This window comes from Streptomyces sp. NPDC059455 (assembly GCF_042750115.1).
GTDB lineage: Bacteria > Actinomycetota > Actinomycetes > Streptomycetales > Streptomycetaceae > Streptomyces > Streptomyces endocoffeicus.
In genome coordinates this window covers 1-16,588 of sequence record NZ_JBHYVB010000201.1, presented here as the reverse complement: position 1 = coordinate 16,588, position 16,588 = coordinate 1, and the positions used below count along the sequence as shown (strand labels likewise).

The 16,588-nt window shown below is 72.0% G+C and carries 12 protein-coding genes; 9 read left to right on the top strand and 3 right to left on the bottom strand.

Annotated elements, in window-relative coordinates:
- The first annotated feature begins 229 nt into the window (after positions 1 to 229).
- On the top strand, positions 230 to 4,027 hold the full coding sequence (locus tag ACFXB5_RS43510; protein ID WP_385219226.1) for a tetratricopeptide repeat protein: 3,798 nt from the start codon (positions 230 to 232) through the stop codon (positions 4,025 to 4,027).
- 449 nt (positions 4,028 to 4,476) lie between these two features.
- Positions 4,477 to 5,439, top strand: a complete 963-nt coding sequence (locus ACFXB5_RS43505; RefSeq protein WP_385219224.1) for an alpha/beta hydrolase fold domain-containing protein — start codon at positions 4,477 to 4,479, stop codon at positions 5,437 to 5,439.
- Between the two features lie 22 nt (positions 5,440 to 5,461).
- On the opposite strand, the gene ACFXB5_RS43500 is transcribed toward ACFXB5_RS43505, so the two are convergent.
- Positions 5,462 to 6,421, bottom strand: a complete 960-nt coding sequence (locus tag ACFXB5_RS43500) for a LysR family transcriptional regulator (protein WP_385219222.1) — start codon at positions 6,419 to 6,421, stop codon at positions 5,462 to 5,464.
- Between the two features lie 146 nt (positions 6,422 to 6,567).
- Between ACFXB5_RS43500 and ACFXB5_RS43495 the strand changes: the two genes are divergently transcribed.
- From ACFXB5_RS43495 to ACFXB5_RS43470, 6 genes are all read left to right on the top strand, one after another.
- A complete protein-coding gene (locus ACFXB5_RS43495) occupies positions 6,568 to 7,686 on the top strand; it encodes a PrpF domain-containing protein (protein ID WP_385219220.1) in 1,119 nt (372 codons plus the stop codon).
- Positions 7,683 to 9,077 carry a C4-dicarboxylate transporter DctA gene (gene dctA, locus ACFXB5_RS43490; RefSeq protein ID WP_385219218.1) on the top strand — a complete coding sequence of 465 codons (1,395 nt, stop codon included), beginning with the start codon at positions 7,683 to 7,685 and terminating at the stop codon, positions 9,075 to 9,077. Before ACFXB5_RS43495 ends, dctA begins: the two co-directional genes overlap by 4 nt.
- 379 nt (positions 9,078 to 9,456) lie before the next feature.
- Positions 9,457 to 10,284 carry an inositol monophosphatase family protein gene (locus ACFXB5_RS43485; RefSeq protein WP_385219216.1) on the top strand — a complete coding sequence of 276 codons (828 nt, stop codon included), beginning with the start codon at positions 9,457 to 9,459 and terminating at the stop codon, positions 10,282 to 10,284.
- 57 nt (positions 10,285 to 10,341) lie between these two features.
- Complete coding sequence (locus tag ACFXB5_RS43480) at positions 10,342 to 10,989, top strand: NADPH-dependent F420 reductase (protein ID WP_385219215.1); 648 nt, start codon at positions 10,342 to 10,344, stop codon at positions 10,987 to 10,989.
- Positions 10,990 to 11,121: 132 nt separating this feature from the next.
- Positions 11,122 to 12,645, top strand: a complete 1,524-nt coding sequence (locus ACFXB5_RS43475) for an LCP family protein (protein ID WP_385219213.1) — start codon at positions 11,122 to 11,124, stop codon at positions 12,643 to 12,645.
- A gap of 215 nt (positions 12,646 to 12,860) precedes the next feature.
- On the top strand, positions 12,861 to 13,127 hold the full coding sequence (locus ACFXB5_RS43470) for a GlsB/YeaQ/YmgE family stress response membrane protein (RefSeq protein WP_385219212.1): 267 nt from the start codon (positions 12,861 to 12,863) through the stop codon (positions 13,125 to 13,127).
- Here ACFXB5_RS43470 and ACFXB5_RS43465 read toward each other — a convergent pair.
- Positions 13,116 to 13,958: a helix-turn-helix transcriptional regulator gene (locus ACFXB5_RS43465; protein ID WP_385219211.1), complete on the bottom strand. Its 843-nt coding sequence runs from the start codon at positions 13,956 to 13,958 to the stop codon at positions 13,116 to 13,118. The genes ACFXB5_RS43470 and ACFXB5_RS43465 overlap by 12 nt on opposite strands.
- Before the next feature lie 81 nt (positions 13,959 to 14,039).
- Between ACFXB5_RS43465 and ACFXB5_RS43460 the strand changes: the two genes are divergently transcribed.
- Positions 14,040 to 14,756 (top strand): SDR family oxidoreductase, encoded by a 717-nt coding sequence (locus ACFXB5_RS43460; RefSeq protein WP_385219209.1) that lies wholly within the window; start codon positions 14,040 to 14,042, stop codon positions 14,754 to 14,756.
- Positions 14,757 to 14,831: 75 nt separating this feature from the next.
- Here ACFXB5_RS43460 and ACFXB5_RS43455 read toward each other — a convergent pair whose 3' ends face one another.
- Complete coding sequence (locus ACFXB5_RS43455) at positions 14,832 to 16,448, bottom strand: MDR family MFS transporter (RefSeq protein WP_385219207.1); 1,617 nt, start codon at positions 16,446 to 16,448, stop codon at positions 14,832 to 14,834.
- Between the last annotated feature and the right edge of the window lie 140 nt (positions 16,449 to 16,588).

Here is a 16,588-nt window from a genome sequence, read left to right as displayed (position 1 = left end):
ACGCGCCCAGACCCCCTCCGGGGGGATAACACACCACCCCGGGGGCGCACACGCGGGGGGCCCCGGGCCTCCTTGTCCCGGGGGGGGCCACCGGTGCTCGGGGCAGGAGCCCGGCACATATGAGCGACGTACCCCGATCGGGTGATGTAGCGGGTACACACATCACAGGAGCCCGGCGCGGCCGAAGAATGACCGCGGGTCAGGCGGCGTGCAAAGGGGGAGTTCCGCGATGACGATGCCCGCGGGTGGGGAGATCACGGTCGACTGGGTCCATATCAGGGACACCGTCCAGGTCAATGACGCACTACTCGCCGAGATCAGGGCCGAGCTCACACAGCTGCCGCCCGAGGCGCGGCTGGCGCTGATCGCGCGCGAGGTGGTCCACGATCCCCAGTACGTCCTCACCGGGCTCGTGGGCCACCCCCTCGTCGTGGTCGCCGAGACCTACCGTGGCAACGGCGGCGCGCTGGACAGCGGCGGCGCGCCCGGTGCCGCGGGTGCGTACGGCGCCACCGGCGCGTCCGGTGTCGGCTACAACGGCATGGACGGCGGCCCCGGCGGACCGGGTGGCACCGGAGGCGCGGGCGGCGCCGCCACCCCTGTCACGGTGCTCGCGCACACCATCGCCGACCTGCGGATCGCCGCGCGCGGCGGCCAGGGCGGTCAGGGTGGTACGGGCGGGCTCGGCGGTCGCGGGAAGGACGGCGCCCGCCCGCCCAACCGGCCGGACCCGCCCGACTCCATCCCGGGCGGCAACGGCGGCCCCGGCGGACCGGGTGGCACCGGGGGCGCCGGCGGCCCGGCCGCGGAGATCGTGGTCGAGACGGTCGCGTACTCGGGCCTGTCGCTCGACGGGGCGGGCGGAGCGCCCGGCGCGGCCGGGTCCGGCGGCAGGGGCGGCACCGGAGGCAGGCACGGCGGCGAGAACGGGCCCGGTGGACCACCGGGCACCACCGGGTCCACGGCCGGTCCGGGGGTGGAGCCGAGGCTCCTGGTGCACTCCGACGCCGACTGGTGGGGCGTGGTGCGGCCGCGCCTGGGCGGGCGCGCTGCGGAGTGGGCCCACTACCGGACGACAGTGGGCGAGTTTCTCTTCCGCTCCTACGCCCCGGGGCTGCCGGAGCGGAGCGGCCACCGCGACAGAGCGGCCCATGAGTTCGACCGGGCCCTCGCGCTCGACCCGGGGCAGGAGCGGGCCGCCGAGCTGTCGCGGTACATCGCGACCAACCTCTCGCCGATCGGCCAGCCGTACAACCTCGACCTCATGCCGGACTTCCCGAACTTCGAGGACGTGGTCGTCGACTACGACGCGATCGTGCACGGCCGCTTCACCGACGCCATGAATCTGCTGCTCTCCGTCCTCAGCACCGGCCAGAAGCGTGAGCTGCTGAAGACCGACATGGAGCAGCTGGCCGGTATGCGCGATGTGCTGGTCCTGGAGGAGAAGGCGGCGGGGCTGGCGCTGGAGGGGGTCGAGGGCCGGCAGAAGATCATCAACCAGCAGATCGAGGAGGTCAACCAGCAGATCCAGCAGGTCCGCGAGGAGATGACCCGGCAGCGCATGCAGTTTCCGCCGGGCAACGACCTCGGTCCGCTGGTGGGCGCCGCCATCGCGGTGGCCGCCGCCGCGTCCGCGATCGTCTCCGCCGGTGCCACCGCCGTGGCGTTCGTCGCCGCGGCCGAGGCGATCGCCACCTCCAGCGCCTCGTTCGAGGGGTTCGACACCGCCACCGGCCGGTACGGCGAGGGCGCCTATCTCATCAACTACATCGACTGGTCCAACCCCACCAGTCCCAAGCCCAAGCCGGAAGCCGCCAAGGTGATGGGCGGGCTGAGCGATCTCGTCAAGAAAAGCGCGAAGTTCATCGAGGCCGGGCGGACCATCGCGGAGCTGGCCGCCACCACGATCGACGGCAAGCTGGAGAGCAGGGAGCGGGATCTGGTGGCCCGCCACCTCGACCTGGTCCGGCAGCTCGGCGTGCAGATCCTGGAAGTCCAGCAGAAGCAGCTGCTCAAGCGGGCGGCCGAGGCCAAGATCGCCCGAAATGAGGCCGACCTCGAGGCGATGCGGAGGCTCGACGGGGACTGGGCCTCCGACATCACCGTGCTCAGCGCGACCGCCCGCCGCCTAGTCACCCAGACCCAGTTCTATGTCGACGTCCTCATCCGGTACTCGTTCTACGCACACCGGGCGCTGGACATCTTCACCTTCGGCAACGAGGCCCCGGCCTACAGCTTCGACTGGGGCCATCTGCACCCGGACGAGGTCGAGAACGCCTATCAGCCGCTTGCCCGGGGCGATGCGAGCCGGGTGCCCGGCCTGTTCGACCGTTACCACCAGTCGTGGAACGCGATGCTCAAACTGGAGCCCCTGCGTACCAGGTACATGGAGTACAAGGCGCTTCTCGACCACACGGTGCGCTTTGTGAACATCACCGCGCCCGAGGTGCTGACCGCGCTGCGGACCACCGGGCAGGCGACGTTCACCGTCTCCCTCGACGGTTTCCCGGCCGCCTTCTCGGAATTCAAGATCGACCGAGTTCATCTGGGCCTGGTCGGGGCCACCGCCGAGACACCGGCCGTCGTCCTGTTCCTCCAGCACGGAGGCGCGGCCGTGAACCGGCGGCGGAGCGGGACGGAGGAGCGTCCGAGCGGGCGCCCCCTGACCGCCACCGTGGAGGCCACGTTCGACAGGAGCGACCCGACCGACCCCGCGGACCCCCGGCCGTCCTACTGGGGCCGCAGCCCCGCCACGACCTGGACGGTCACCGTCGAGCCGACATCGGCGCGGGAGGGCGGCCTGAAGCTGGACCGGCTGAGCGGGCTCCAACTCACCATCTGGTACTGGTACTTCACCGCGCCCGCCGCCACGGCGCAGCCCGTCGCGCCCATGCCGGTGCGGGCCGACTACGACGGGGACGGCGTGGCCGACGAGGCCACCTGGTCGTCCGCCGAGGGCTCCTGGCAGATCCGGCCGTCGTCCGGCGCCGCGCCGCGCTCACTGCCCTGGGGACGGCCCGGCGACATCCCCGTACCGGCCGACTACGACGGCGACGGCAAGGCCGAACTGGCCGTGTTCCGGCCGGACAACCACAAGCTCTACACCACCCGGGCGGACGGCGGCCCCGCCGCGGTCCACTACTGGCGGACCGCCGACTACGTCCCCCGGCCCACCGACCTGGCTCGTATGAACCTGCTCGCGAACACGTTCCGGCAGCGCGCCGCCGTGCTGACGAACGCCGGTCGCCACGCCGAGGCCGTCGAGGTCCAGTTCCAGGCCCGCGACGCGTATCTCCAGCTCGCCACGGTGTCCGCCCCGGCCCGCCGGGACGTGGCCCAGACGCTGGTCATCCTCGGGATGTATCTGTCCCGGGTCGGGCGCCATGACGAGGCGATCACGATCGGCCAGGAGGGCGTCGCCGAGTACCAGGCCATCGGGGACGAGGAGCACGTGGCATGGGCGCTGGGAAACCTGGCCGCCCGGTTCTACGAGGCCGGCCGCCCGGAGGAGGCCGCGGAGGCGCAGCGGCGTGCGGTGGCCGCCTACCGGGTCCTGGCCGCCGCCAACCCCGCCTTCGAGACGGCGATGGCGAAGACGCTGGTGTTCCTGGGGATGTATCTCCAGCACGCGGGCCGCCACGAGGAGGCGGTGACCGCCGGACGCGACGCGGTGGCGGTCTACCGCCGCCGCGCGGATCTGCCCGATCTGGCCTGGGCGCTGGGCAATCTGGGCGCCCTGTTGCAGTCCGCGGGCCGACCCGGCGCGGGCGCCGACGCATGGCGGGAGGCGCGCGAGATCTACCAGCGGCTCGACGCCACCGTGCCCGGCACCTACCGCCCGCTGCTGGCCATGGCCGCGTACCGGCAGGCGGCGCTGCTGGTGGCGGACGGGCGCCGCGAGGAGGCCCTGGCCGCGGCCGAGCAGTCGGTGGCGCTGTACGAGGAGCTCGGCGCGGCCAGCCCCGGCAAGTACCTCGCCGAGACCGAGGCGGCCAGGAAGCTGAGGGACTCGCTGCGGCCCGGATGAGGGCGGTCCCGGATGAGGCGGTCAGGGATCCGACACCTTGTCTCAAACCCACGTTTCCCGGGAGTACGGACGCGGAGGCGGGGAAAGCGATGATCGGGAGAGCCGAGGGTCAGGGGCGGGCGCACCGCAGCGAACGGGTGCCCGCCCCTGAAGGTGTCCGACGCTCTTGACGCCTGCGGCGCGCCGCTCCCCTCTCCGCCCCTTCCCGTTACCAAGGGCTTCGCCCCTGGGCCCCGGAGTCCGGGGCGGAGCCCCGCAACGCGGCGGAGCCGCATATCGGAGCCGCATACCGATGCCGCGGGAAGGGGCGGGGAGGGGCAGAGATCCGCCGGACACCCCGTAGCAGTCCTCATGCCGCCGCCAGTCTCTGTACCGGGCCTCGAGCGCAACTCGGCAGTCTGGGAGGACAGTTGGGGCAGCGGCCCCGCCGTCCTCGAACGGAGTCGACCATGGCCTTCACCCTCGACCCTGAGCTCGCCGCGGTTCTCCAGGCCCTCGCCGAACAGAGCGACCCCACTCCCCCGCCCGAGCGCGACGACTGGCGGACGCTGCGCGCCAGGGGCACGGCCTCGATGCGGTGGATGGCCTCACTGCTCCCGGCGTACCCGTCCGGCTATCCGCTGGTGAAGGCGTCCTCGCACAAGGTGCGGTCCGCGGACGGGGCGGAGATCCTCGTCCGCTGGTACGAGAAGGCCGAGTCCGCGCCGGGTTCCGCGGTTGTCTACGCCCATGGCGGAGGGATGATCGCCGGAAGTGTCGATCTCTACGACTCCGTGGTGGCCGGGTATGTCCAGGCCACCGGGGTGCCGTTCGTCTCCGTGGACTACCGTCTGGCCCCCGACGCTGCCACCGGCACCGGCCCCGTGGAGGATGTGTTCGCCGCGCTGACCTGGCTGGGCGACCAGGCGCCCAAGCTGAGGGTCGATCCCCGCCGCATCGCCGTCATGGGCGACAGCGCCGGGGGCGGGCTCGCCGCCGGAGTGGCGGTCCTCGCCCGTGACCGGGGCGTTCCGCTCGCCCGCCAGGCCCTGCTGTATCCCATGCTGGACGACCGCACGCTCGCCCCGGATCCCCGGCTGACCCCGTATGTGGCCTGGACCTGGGACGACAACTGGACCGGCTGGCATGCCCTGCTGGGTGCGGCGTTCGGCACCGACGATGTCCCGCCGCAGGTGGCGCCCGCGCGTGTCGCCACCGTCGAGGGCCTGGCACCGGCCTATGTCGAGGTCGGAGAGCTCGACATCTTCCGCGCCGAGGCCGTCGCCTACGCCCAGCGGCTCGCCGACGCCGACGTCCCCATCGAACTGCATCTGCACAGCGGGGCCATCCATGAGTACGACCGCCTCGCCCCCGCCTCCCGGCTCGCCCGCCGCGCCATGGAGGACCGCGGGCGGGTGATCTCCTCGCTGTAAGAGCCCGTCATGAGAGGGTCCGTCATGAGCCGGTGCGGGGATCCGGCACCACCGCTCGTCCACCCGCGCCCATGGCGTTGGTCCGCCGGGCCGCGGCGCTCTCGCGCAGCGAATCGAGGAACGCCCCGGCGGCGGGGGTGAGGGCGTGGTCGGCCATGCGCACGAGCAGGATCCGGCGCACCGGCGCGGGCGGCCGCAGGGGCAGCACGCTGACGCCGGGGCGAATGCCCTCCAGGGCCAGGGTCGGGGCCAGCGCCACGCCCAGACCGGCGGCCACCAGGCCTTGCGCCTCCTGGTAGTCGTGTGCCTCATAGGCGATCTGCGGCTCGAAGCCGACCGCCCGGCAGCTGCGCACCAGGGCCTCGGCCACCGGATGGCGGTCGGCACGGGTGATCCACGAATCGTCGGCGAGATCGGCGAGCGTGGCGTCGGTGCGGGTGGCCAGCGGGTGGCGGTCACCGACCAGGAGGGCGGGCGGATCGTCGAGGAGCGGGGTGATGTCCACGTCCTCGCGGTCGATCCGGCACCAGTCGTAGTCCCACATCAGCGACATCTCGATCTCCCGGCTCTCCAGCATCGACCACAGGCCCGCGATACGGGCGCTGCGCACGGTCAGCCGTACGTCCGGGTGGGTGTCGCGGAAGGCGATGACGGCGGGCGGCAGCAGCGAGGCGCCAACGGTGGGGAAGGTGCCGATGCGCAGAGTGCCCGCGCGGAGTCCCGCGAAGTCGGCGAGCTCACTCTCCGCGGCCTTCAGCTCACGGGCGATCCGCTCCCCCCGGTCGGCGAGGGCGCGCCCGGCGTCGGTGAGGGTGACACCCCGTGCGTGGCGGTCCAGCAGCGGCTGGCCGGCCTCCGTCTCCAGTCGGCTGATCTGCTGTGACACCGCTGATGGCGTGTAGTTCAGGGCGCGGGCGGTGGCCGTCACGGAGCCGCGCCGGGCCACCTCGGCGAAGAGCAGAATGCGCCGGACGTCCAGCACGGCATCACCTCAAGCGTTCAGTTCTGCTTAATACCCCTGCAGATTTCCGAGATTGTACTTCACGCTGCCGTAACACACCGTAGATGCCACCGCCCGCGGAGGAGCCGTCGGCGGGGTGTCGATTCCACGGCCATGGGGAGTCCGTTGTGTTGCGTCTGCAGGGCGAGATGATCCGCGGGGGTACCAGCAAGTGCTGGATCTTCGACCATCACGATGTGGTGGCCACCGGAGTGGATGCCGACACCCTGCTGCTCGCCGCCTTCAACGCGGCCGACCCCCGCCAGATCGATGGCGTCGGCGGCGCCTCCTCCACCACCTCCAAGGCCGCGATCGTCCAGACGTCGGAGATGGCGGGCGTCGATGTCTCCTACTCCTTCGCGCAGGTGGGCATCGGCGATGAGCGGGTGGAGTGGACCAGCAACTGCGGCAACTGCGCCACCGCGGTCGCGCTGTACGCCGTCCACCGCGGTCTGGTGCCGATCACCTCGGACACCACCACCGTCCGCATGCTCAATGTGAACACCGGGGCCCGCCTCACCGGCACCATCCCCACCCCCGGCCTGTCCGCGCCCGACGAGGGCACCGCCGTGGTGCCCGGCACCGACGCGCTCGGGGTGCCGGTGCTGCTGGGGTTCCAGGACCCGGCGGGTTCGACCACCGGCCGCGCCCTGCCCACCGGCCGCCCCCTGGACACCCTGACCGGGCCGGACGGCCCCGTCGAAGCCTCGCTCGTGGACGCGGGCGCGCCCGCCGCGCTCTTCGACGCCAAGGCGTTCGGCCTCGACGGCTCCGAGTCCCTGGCCGCGTTCGCCGCCGTGGTGCCCGCGCTCACCGTGCTGCGCCGCAAGGCGGCGCTCGCGATGGGGCTGGTCCGCGAGGACGCCCCGGTCAGCCATGCGGTGCCCAAGGTCGGTGTCGTCGGCGGCCCCGTAACATATCGCACCACTCACGGCCCGCGGGTCACTCAGGACCAGTACGACGTGGCCGTGCGCATGGTCTCCATGCACGCCCCGCATCCGGCGATCGGCCTCACCTCCGCCGTCGCCCTGGCCACGGCCGCCGCGACCCCCGGCACCCTCGCCCACCGCGTCACCCGGCAGACCGCCGACGGCACGCTGCGGCTGGGCACCCCCGCGGGCGTCATCACCGCCCGAGCCGTCCCCGCACCGGACGGCGCGTCCCCCACGGTGCTCCTGCACCGCGCCGCCCGGCGCATCGCCCGAGCCGAACTTCTCGTTCCCGTCCCGGAAGGACGCCCCGTATGAGCCGCAACGCCGCAGCGCCGGGCACCGTCGCCGCCCCCGACCGACCCGGCCGCATCCGCCTGCTGCTGTCCCGCCTCTATGTCCAGTGCCTGCTCGCGGTCCTCGCCGGGGTCGTCGTCGGTTCACTGTGGCCCTCCTTCGGGGCGGAGCTGAAACCGCTGGGAGACGGTTTCGTCGCGCTGGTGCGGATGATGATCGCGCCGATCATCTTCTGTACGGTCGTCCACGGCATCGCCGCCATGAGCGACCGCAGAACGGTCGGCCGGGTGAGCCTCAAGGCCCTGGTCTACTTCGAGATCCTGACCACCATCGCCCTGGTCCTCGGCCTGGTCGTGGTCCACGTCGTACGGCCCGGCAGCGGACTGCACGTCGATGTCTCCACCCTCAACACCGACAGCCTCCCGGCCGAGGCGACCCAGGCCCATGAGAGCTTCACGGACTTCGTCCTCAGCACCATCCCGGACACCCTCGTCTCCGCGCTGACCGGCGAGGAGATCCTGCCGGTGCTGCTCGTGGCGGTCCTGTTCGGCTTCGGCCTGCAGGCCAGTGGCGAGGCCGGGGCGAGCATCGCCGCGGGCGTCGAGAAGCTCTCCACGGTGCTGTTCCGGCTCATCCGCTGGATCATGCGGCTGGCCCCCATCGGCGCCTTCGGCTCGATGGCCTTCACCATCGGCAACTACGGCCTGGGCACCCTGCGCCATCTGGCGCTGCTGGTCGGCTCGTTCTGGCTGACCGCCCTCTTCTTCGTCCTGGTGGTCCTCGGCTCGGTGATGCGCCTGGGCGGCCTGCGCCTGCTGCCGTTCCTCCGCTACATCAAGGAGGAGCTGCTGATCGTGCTCGGCACCTCGTCCACCGAACCGGTGCTGCCGCGCATGATGGCCAAGCTGGAGCACGCGGGCGCCTCGAAACCGGTCGTGGGCATCACGCTGCCCGCCGGGTACTCCTTCAACCTCGACGGAACCGCCATCTACCTCACCATGGGGTCGGTGTTCCTCGCCCAGGCCGTGGGGGTGGACCTCAGCCTCTCCCAGCAGCTGACCATGCTCGCCGTCATGCTGCTCACCTCCAAGGGCGCGGCGGGGGTGACCGGTTCGGGCTTCGTCGCCCTGGCCGCCACGCTCAGCGCCGTCCCCCATGTCCCGGTGGCGGCCCTCGCGCTGATCTTCGGCATCGACCGGTTCATGTCCGAGGCGCGGGCGCTGACCAGCCTGGTGGGCAATGGTGTCGCCACGCTGGCAGTGGCCCGCTGGGAGGGGCAGCTGGACGAGGCCCGGGTCCGGGCGGTGCTCCGGGGTGACCTGCCCTTCAACCCCGATGACACGGCCACCGACGGCCTCGTTCCCGAGGAGCCCGCGGGATCGCCCCGCGAACCCGTCCCCGCCATCGGCTGACCACGCCGCCACCTGTCGAACCGCCCGGGCCGAAGCGTAACCGTGGGCCCCGGGGGGGGGTGTGGGGCCCCGGGGGGTGGTTTTTGGGGGCCACCCGGAGGGGGTCGTCGAGGGAGCCCACGGGCACGACACCAACACAGCCCCACACCACCCCCCCCCCCCCGCGGCGCCCCGGGGGCGCGCCCCCCCCCCCGCCCCCCTCCCCCCCCCGCCCCCCCCGGGGGCGTCGGTTGTCGGCCCGCCGTTTTCCGTTGCACGGGGGTAAACCCAGCAGTGCCATATGTGCAATTGCCGTCATGGACGAGGGTGCCTACGGTCGAGACACAGACGGCGAAGCGCGCGCCAAGCCTCCTCCTCTTTCACCCTCACGGGAGCACTCATGTCCACTTCCACCGGCACCACCACCTCCGGAACCGGTCTCGACGCCGCGTTGCTCACCCGGGTCACCGAGGCCATACGTACCGCCGGCGACCTGCTGCGGGATCGCTACACCCCACACGCCCGCGGGGTGGAGCTCGACGAGATCGTCACGGAGATCCACGCCAACGACGACGCGGTGCTCGACGTCCTGAAGGGGCCGCTGATGGCCGCCAGGCCTGGCGCGCGCTGGGCCGAGGACGAGCTGGAGGGCGGCGCGCTGCCGCCGGGCGAGTGGTGGATCGTCGACCCGGCCGAAGGCAACATCAACCATGTGCACGGCATGTCCGACTGGGCCGTGACCGCCACCCTCGTCCGCGACAACCACCCGGTGCTCACCGTCGTCCACCTTCCGCTGACCGGCGACTGGTACACCGCGGTGGCCGGTCAAGGAGCCCAGCTGAACGGCGCGCCCCTGCGGGTGTCGGCCAAGACGGACCTGGGCGCGGCCCTGGTCGGCACGGGCCAGGCCCGGCCGGGCGAGGACGAGCACACCTTCCACCGGATCGGCACGTCGGTCACCCGGATGCTGATCCACGGCCTCGTCGTCCGGGTCTCCGTGCCCGCCACCCTCCAGCTGATCCACGTGGCCGCCGGACGCATGGACGCGTTCTGGCAGTTCTCCGATGTGCGCTCGGGTCTGGTGGCCGGCGCGCTGCTGGCCGCCGAGGCCGGTGGCACCGTCACCGACACCCGGGGCAATCCCTGGGACCTGGCCAGCCGTGACTTCCTGGCCACCGCCCCCGGCATCCACGCCGAGGCCGTCTCCGTCCTGTCGCCCATCGACTGACCGCCCGCTGTCGCCCATCGCCTGACCACCCACACCCCCCGCAAGGAGTTCATCCGCATGACCAGCATCGGCATCCTCGGCACCGGACGCGTCGGCAGCGGCCTCGCCCGCGCGCTCGCCACCGCCGGCCACCAGATCACCCTCGGCCACCGGCAGCCGCCCCAGGAGACCCCGGCCGACGAGACCGGCGCCGTACCGGAGATGCGCCACGCCGACCAGCGCACCACCGCGGCCACCACCGACATCGTCATCAACGCCACACCGGGCGACACCGCCCTGGAACGCCTCTCCGCCCTGCACACCGAGCTGGCGGGCAAGATCCTCATCGACATCTCCAACGCCACCCTGCACACGCCCGACGGGCTCCCCTCGGACCTGTGCTATCCCGGCAGCAGCCTGGCCGAGCGGCTCCAGCGGGCCCTGCCCGCGACCCGGGTGGTCAAGACCCTCAACACCATGCTCTTCCCGGTCATGACCGCCCCCGCCGAGCTGTCCACCCCGCCCACCGTCTATCTCTCCGGCGACGACGCGGACGCCAAGGCCATCACCGCGGGCCTCCTCGCCGACCTCGGCTGGAAGCCCGAGTGGATCGAGGATCTCGGCGACATCACCACCGCCCGTGCCACCGAAGCCCTCGTGCTGCTGGTTCCCCATGTGCTGCGCCGCCATGGATTCCGGCCGTTCGCCGTCTCCCTGGCCCGCTGACCGCCCCATCCCTCCGGCACCGCGGGGACGTGTCGTACCACACGCCATGAAACATACCCTTGCGCATCGATAGAACCTGAGGCCAGCATCGATCGTCTTCTCTTCCGAACAGCCGCCGGACGAAGGACGCGCATGACAGGCAGAGACGGGGAGACCACGGGGAGCGCTACCACGGAACGGACGGACGCGGGGCGGCAGCGCAATGGGCGCCGCCCGCTGCGGATCGCTCTGGTGATCGTGGTGTCGTTCCTCGTGCTGCTCGGCGGCGGAGTGGGCTGGCTCTACTTCAAGCTGAACGGGAACATCACCACCTTCGGGTCGGACGGCCTCTCCGACAACCGGCCGGAGGGGAACGCCGCCGGTCAGAACGTGCTGGTCATCGGCTCGGACACCCGGTCGGGCGACAACAGCAAGCTGGGCGGCGGCACCGGAGACGTGGGCCGTTCGGACACCGCCTTGCTGCTGCATGTCTACGCCGATGGCAAGCACGCGGTCGGGGTGTCGATACCCCGCGACACCCTGGTCGACATCCCGCCGTGCCGGCTGCCGGACGGCAAATGGACGAGGACCCAACGGAACGCCATGTTCAACTCGGCGTTCTCCGTAGGCGAGACCGCCCAGGGCAACCCGGCCTGCACCCAGAACACCGTCGAGAAGCTGACCGGGCTGCGCATGGACCACACCGTGGTCATCGACTTCGAGGGCTTCTCCCGGATGACCTCCGCGGTCGGCGGGGTCCAGGTGTGCGTGCCCCAGGACGTCTACGAACGCGATCTGAGCCCCAGCCGGTCCACTCGCGGCAAGCGCATCTTCGGCAAGGGGGTCCAGACGGTCTCCGGGCAGAAGGCGCTGGACTACGTGCGCATCCGCCACGGGATCGGCGACGGCTCCGACATCGGACGCATACGGCGGCAGCAGGCGTTCATCTCCGCTCTGCTCAAGAAGGTGAAGAGCCGGGGAATCGACCCGACCACGCTGTATCCGCTGGCGGACGCGGCCACCAAGTCCATGACCGTGGATCCGGGGCTCGGCTCCGCGAAGAAGCTGATGTCCTTCGCCATGTCGATGAAGGACATCGATCTGCACAACACCAAGTTCGTCACCATCCCCTGGCGCTACCAGGGCGAACGGGTCGCCATCGTCCAGCCCGACGCCGACGAGCTCTGGACGGACATCAGGGCCGACCGCACCATCGACGGGAAGGCGGCCGGCGGGAAGAAGGACGAGCCCCGGGACCCCGCCACGCCAAGTGCCACGTCCACCGTGTCGGGCGCGGGCATCAGCGTCACCGTCTACAACGGCACCACCACCGCGGGCCTCGCCGCACGCGCCGCGGACACGCTCAGGACGCATGGCTTCACCGTGACCGGCGCCACGAACGCCGACACCCAGGACCACGCCACCACCGTGGTCGGCTACGGCCCCGGTGAGCGGGACCGGGCGCAGACCGTGGCCCGGCTCTTCCCCGGCGCCGGGCTGCGCCCCGCCACGACCTCGGGCATCAGCCTCACCCTGGGACGCACGTACCTCACCGCGCCCTCCCCCGACCCCTCCACGCCCTCCGCGCCGTCCACGCCGTCCACGCCGTCCACCCACGTGGCCGACGACGCCCGCTCCGCCGACGACGACCCCTGCTCCAATCTGTCCTACGGCTGACCGGATCCCCTCACAGCCCTCACATCCGGTCCAGGCATGGCGCACCGCTCCCCGGGCATCCGGAAGATCAAGCCGCTCGCAACCACCGCCGGGCGGACCGCGTCTTCGTTGACGCCCGTACACCTGCGCAACCGGCTGAACACGTCATCGACCGGGCTCACTCGCCCCGGCACACGGCACGACAGCACAACAGCACGACGAAGGGGACGAACAACGTGGGTATCGTGAGCTGGATCATCCTCGGCCTGCTGGCCGGAGTCATCGCCAAGATCCTCCTCCCCGGGCGTGACCCGGGTGGGCTGGTCGGCACCACGGTCATCGGCGTCGCGGGAGCGTTCGTGGGCGGCTGGATCTCCGCGAAGTTCTTCGACCGCCCGGTCCAGAAGGAGTTCTTCGACCCCGCCACCTGGGGCGCGGCGATCGGTGGCGCCTTCGTTCTCCTCGTCGTGTACCGCCTGTTGTTCGGCAATTCACGGAACTGACGCATCCATCGCGCTCATCCTGTCCGCCACCGCGCCCGCGAGCCCGCGGATCGTACGGGCGGAGGGGGATCCGGGGTCGGCCGTGATCAGGACCACCTCCTGGTCGTCCTCGGGGACGAGCAGGACGTCGCAGTTGAGCCGGAGTGGCCCGGCCGTGGGGTGGTCGACGGTCTTGGTCCGGTGTCCGGGGGCGTGGACCGGACGCTCCTCCCAGATCTGCCGGAACTCCTCGCTGCCGGTGCGCAGTTCGTCCAGCAGCGCGGTGAGCGCCGGGTCCCGGGGGTAGCGGTCGGCGGCCCGGCGCAGCCGGGCGACCACGATGTGCCCGAACTCCTCGGCGCTGGAGCTCTCGTACGCGTGGCCCCGGCCGAGGAAACGGCGGCGGGCGAGATTGCGGTCCCGGTCGAGGCCGTCGCCGAGCAGGGCCCGCGCCAGCGGGTTCCAGGCGACCACGTCGTAGGCGGCGTCGGTGACGATCGCCGCGGTGTCCGGCAGCCGCCGCAGCATCTGGGCCACCTGCGGGCGGACCCGCCGCACCGCCCGCGCGCCCGGGGGCGCGCTCGTCCCCGCGAGCCGGAACAAGTGGCTGCGCTCGGCGGGCGCGAGCCGCAGCGCCCCCGCCAGCCCGTCCAGGATGCGCGCCGAGGGCCGGGGGCCACGGGCCTGTTCCAGGCGGGTGTAGTAGTCGACCGACATATGGGCCAGCTCCGCCACCTCCTCCCGCCGCAGCCCCGGCGTACGGCGGTGGGGGTCGGCGGGCAGGCCGATGTCCCGGGGGCGCAGCCCCTCGCGGCGGTCCCGCAGGAAGCGGGCCAGCTCGTGCCTCGCCATGCTGCCTCCTTCGGCTGACGGGTACTGCCTGGGACAGGTTGTCCCTGGCAGGGTGAACGTGGCCGGGGAACCCTTGGTGCCATGAACCATCGCACAGCACTGGTCACCGGTGCCAACAAGGGCATCGGCAAGGAAATCGCACGCCAGCTCGCCGCCGAGGGGCTCACCGTGTACGTGGGCTCGCGCGACGCCGAGCGGGGGCGGCGGGCCGTCGAGGAGATCGGCGGCGACGCCCGGCTGATGGTGCTCGACGTGACCGACGCGGACAGCGTCGCCACGGCCGCGGCCCGGCTGGAACGGCTGGACATCCTGGTCAACAACGCGGGGATCATGGTGGGCGGCTCCACGGCGCCCGCGGCCGATCTCGAGGACTTCCGCCGGACCTATGAGACCAACGTCTTCGGCGTCCTCGCCGTCACCAACGCCTTCCTCCCGGCCCTGCGCCGCTCGGACGCGCCCCGGATCGTCAATGTCTCCAGCGGCACCAGCTCGCTGACCTGGAGCGCGGACCCGGAGCACCAGTTCGCCGTGTCCGCCGGGTCGGGCGCGGCCTACCGCTCCTCCAAGACGGCCCTGAACGCCCTGACCCTCTACACCGCACAGGCCCTGGCCTCCGAAGGCTTCAAGGTCAACGCACTGGCCCCCGGGCTGCGCAGGACGGATCTGAACGCCCGCGCCGCCGGGAGCGACGGGGATCCGGCCGAGGGCGCGGCGGGCGCGGTCCGCCTCGCCCTGCTCCCGGACACCGGGCCCACCGGCGGGTTCTTCTCCTGGGACGGCACTCCGGCGCCCTGGTAGTCCCCGGCCGCACACGGGCCGTGCGGTGGTCCTCTCGCCGTCGCCTCGGTGTCCCGCCCGCTCCCGCCGACCGCGTCAGTCGGCGGAGAGCTGGGTGTTCGGCACCCGCCAGGCGGCGATCACGAAGGCGATCAGGCCCACCGCGGCCCCGGTGAGGAAGACCACCCGCAGGGCGCTGACATAGCCCTCCAGGAACGGCTGCGCCACGGCCGGATCGAGGTGGTGGAGGAAGGCCGAGTCCTCCAGGTTCACCCCGCCGTCGGGCCGTACGACGCCCTTCAGCGCCGCCGCGTTCGCCGGTTCCTCGGCCAGCCTGCGGAACGACGCGTCCTGGGAGGCCACCGCAAGCCGGTCGCTGATCCGCGTACCGGCCAGGGAGAAGAGGATGGACAGGAAGGTGGCGGCGCCCACCGTGCCGCCGTTGGACCGGAAGAAGTTCACCGACGCGGTGGCCGCCCCCATGTCCCGCCCGGGCACCTCGGACTGGGCGAGCGTGGTGATCGTCTGCATCGCCGCGCCCAGGCCCGCCCCCATGAACACCATGCCGATGGCCACGTACCACAGCGGGCTGTCGTCCCGCAGCGTGGCGAACACCAGCATGGCGACGGTGAGGGAGCCGACGCCCGCCGCCAGCTGGACCTTGAACCGGCCCGTCCGGGACATCAGCCGACCCACCACCAAGGTCACCGTCACATTCGCCACCATGGTGGGCAGCGTGGCCAGGCCCGCCCCCATCGGGCTCATGCCCTTGGCCAGCTGCAGATACAGCGGAAGGGTCGTCATGGCGCCGAACATGGTGATGCCCACGGTGAAGTGCAGCACGGTGCCCAGCCGGAACGCGCGGATGCGGAACAGCCTGACCGGCAGCAGCGCGGCATCCGCCATCCGCCGCTCCAGCAGGACGAAGGCGACCAGCCCGACCACTCCCACCGCGTACATCACCAGCGCCCTGGGCGAGGCCCAGCCCCAGCTCCGCCCCTGTTCGGCCACGACGAGCAGCGGCACGATCCCGACCGCCAGCGTCAGCGCCCCGCCATAGTCCAGCCGGTGCCGTACGGGCTGGTGGGGTACGTGCAGCACGCGCAGGATCACCACGATGGCGAGGGCCGCCAGCGGCACGTTGACCAGGAAGATCCAGCGCCATCCATCGATCCCCAGCAGCGTGGCGCGCCCGGCGAACACCCCGCCCACCAGGGGGCCGATGACACTGGACCCGGCGAACACCGCCGTGATGTAGCCCTGGTAGCGGCCGCGCTCCCGTGGCGACGTGATGTCGGCGATGATCGTCATGGCGAGGGACATCAGCCCGCCGCCGCCGAGGCCCTGCACCGCCCGGAAGGCCGCGAGCTGATGGATGGACGTGGCGAATCCGCACAGCAGCGACCCGAAGGTGAACAGCACGATCGCGGCCAGATAGACCGGGCGGCGGCCGTAGATGTCGGAGAGCTTCCCGTACAGCGGGGTGACGATGGTGCCGGTGACGAGATAGGCGGTGGTCACCCACGCCTGGGCGGTGAGTCCGTGCAGATCGTCGGCGATGGTGCGCAGCGCCGAGGAGACCACGGTCTGGTCCAGCGCGGCGAGGAACATGCCGAGCACCAGCCCGGACAGCACGGTGACGACCTGGCGGTGGGTGAGCCTGGCGGGGGTCTGGGGCTCGGTGGGCTCGGTGGTGGTGGATGAGGACGACATACGTACCTGCGAACCTTCTCTGCCGCGCGTGGGGGACGTAGCGGGGGCTGGAAACCCGCGGGAGGAGCGGGGCGCGGGGGGGGGAGGGCGGGGGGGGGCGTGAGGGGGGGGGGGGGGTGTTTGGGGGGGGGGAGGGGGAA

Bases quoted from the DNA above. Each gene is read 5' to 3' on its own strand.
- ACFXB5_RS43510 (WP_385219226.1), top strand. From the start codon at position 230: ATGACGATGCCCGCGGGTGGGGAGATCACGGTCGACTGGGTCCATATC.
- ACFXB5_RS43505 (WP_385219224.1), top strand. From the start codon at position 4,477: ATGGCCTTCACCCTCGACCCTGAGCTCGCCGCGGTTCTCCAGGCCCTC.
- dctA (WP_385219218.1), top strand. From the start codon at position 7,683: ATGAGCCGCAACGCCGCAGCGCCGGGCACCGTCGCCGCCCCCGACCGA.
- ACFXB5_RS43485 (WP_385219216.1), top strand. From the start codon at position 9,457: ATGTCCACTTCCACCGGCACCACCACCTCCGGAACCGGTCTCGACGCC.
- ACFXB5_RS43480 (WP_385219215.1), top strand. From the start codon at position 10,342: ATGACCAGCATCGGCATCCTCGGCACCGGACGCGTCGGCAGCGGCCTC.
- ACFXB5_RS43475 (WP_385219213.1), top strand. From the start codon at position 11,122: ATGACAGGCAGAGACGGGGAGACCACGGGGAGCGCTACCACGGAACGG.
- ACFXB5_RS43465 (WP_385219211.1), bottom strand. From the start codon at position 13,958: ATGGCGAGGCACGAGCTGGCCCGCTTCCTGCGGGACCGCCGCGAGGGG.
- ACFXB5_RS43460 (WP_385219209.1), top strand. From the start codon at position 14,040: ATGAACCATCGCACAGCACTGGTCACCGGTGCCAACAAGGGCATCGGC.
- ACFXB5_RS43455 (WP_385219207.1), bottom strand. From the start codon at position 16,448: ATGTCGTCCTCATCCACCACCACCGAGCCCACCGAGCCCCAGACCCCC.